Source organism: Robiginitalea sp. (assembly GCF_049588695.1).
Lineage (GTDB): Bacteria > Bacteroidota > Bacteroidia > Flavobacteriales > Flavobacteriaceae > Robiginitalea.
This window is the reverse complement of the sequence record NZ_JBAVZJ010000276.1, coordinates 1-1,548: the sequence shown is the minus strand read 5'-3', so window position 1 is coordinate 1,548 and position 1,548 is coordinate 1. Positions and strand designations below refer to the sequence as shown.

Below are 1,548 nucleotides of genomic sequence, written 5' to 3'. Positions count from 1 at the left end.
GGCCTACACCCAGACCTACCAAAGGCAGCGCAATACTGCTCATGCTGACTTTAAATCCGAGCAGGGTGATCATCCAGGCCGTAATCGTCGTCCCGATATTGGCTCCCATAATCACACTCAATGACTCGGTCAGGGTCAGGAGAGACGCATTGGCAAAGCTCACTACCATAAGGGTGGTGGCCGAAGAAGACTGAATCACTGAGGTAATCAGAAAACCCGTTAGCACTCCCAGAAACCGATTGGAAGTCAGGCCGGCCAATATAGCCCGCATCCGATCCCCGGCGAGTTTGGTCAGGGCGTCACTCATGGCTTTCATCCCGAACAGGAAGAGCCCCAGCGCCCCAACCAACTGTAATATGTCTGTAAATGCGTAGGTCATTCCTTCAGCCGCGTACCGGTTTGTTGTTTATTTTATGTCAACTTAACGTTAGAATAATGTAAATTTATTAAACTCGTGGTAATTAATCTCTGAATTCAATCCCATGCGCATCCTCCTTTTCACGCTTTGTTTTCTCTCCAGCATTTTTATGGGTGCCAGCCAGGATTTATCCCCCCGGCAAATTCTGGACAAAAGCATTTCGCACCACGACCCCAATGGGGTATGGGGATCTTTTGAGGGTTCCTTCAATGTGCGAATGGAAACCCCTGACCGCCCTGACCGCCTGAGCGAGATAAGCATGGATCAGAACGAGGGGCGTTTCCGCCTGCATGTGCGGCAGGGGGAAGACCAAAAGACCTATGAACTGGCAGGCCCAAATTGCACCTTGCATTTAAATGGTACAGAAGATTTTTCTGAAGCCGATGCCAAAACGCATCGCCTGACCTGTGAAAGTGCCAAAATGTACCGGGATTATTACTCTTATCTCTACGGACTTCCGATGAAGCTCAGGGATCCCGGAACCCGAATCAGTCCGGAGGCAGAAAAACGGACTTTTCAGGGGAAGGAATATTGGGTTTTAGAAGTGAACTACGATCCTGACGTTGGCAAAGACCTCTGGTATTTCTATTTCGATCCGGAATCCTTTGCCATGGAAGCTTATCAGTTTTATCACGATAAAGCCAAAAATGACGGAGAATACATCATGCTTGAAGGGGAATTCTTATTAAATCAAATGCGTCTCCCGAAAACAAGGCACTGGTACACCAATCGCGAGGCCAAACACCTCGGAACTGACATCTTACAGGATTTTTAGTGCATTTCATCGATTAAACCCTATAAAATATACTGTTACAAAGGTTTTTAAATTAGCTTTAAATAAATGAATTAAGCTAAATGTCCACGGATTTTCTCGAAAAAACCTATTTGACCACGCACGAATTGGCGATAGGAACCTTTCGCTTTTATGAGCAGGTAGTTGTGGGTCAGGTCAGGGAAGGACTACAAATTTCCATGGACAATGTTCTACCTCTTTTGGCACTGAGCTGGGAGGCCTATCGAGACACTTCAGTGGTCTATATATCCGACCGGAAATACTCCTATTCTCTCGATCCAACGATGTATTATGAGGTGCAAAAACTCGCGCCCCACATCACCGGGTATGCCTGGGT

At 46.9% G+C, this 1,548-nt stretch carries 3 protein-coding genes; 2 read left to right on the top strand and 1 reads right to left on the bottom strand.

Translation table 11 applies throughout. The annotated features are described in order from the left end of the window. Nucleotides 1-379: Na/Pi symporter (locus WBV75_RS06695; protein ID WP_424119865.1), on the bottom strand; the 379-nt coding region annotated here is incomplete at its 3' end. Nucleotides 380-482: 103 nt separating this feature from the next. Between WBV75_RS06695 and WBV75_RS06690 the strand changes: the two genes are divergently transcribed. Together WBV75_RS06690 and WBV75_RS06685 are read left to right on the top strand one after the other, a co-directional pair. Beyond that, complete coding sequence (locus WBV75_RS06690; RefSeq protein ID WP_424119864.1) at nucleotides 483-1,193, top strand: DUF6503 family protein; 711 nt, start codon at nucleotides 483-485, stop codon at nucleotides 1,191-1,193. Nucleotides 1,194-1,273: 80 nt separating this feature from the next. Next, a partial coding sequence (locus WBV75_RS06685) for a hypothetical protein (protein ID WP_424119863.1) occupies nucleotides 1,274-1,548 on the top strand: 275 nt, incomplete at its 3' end.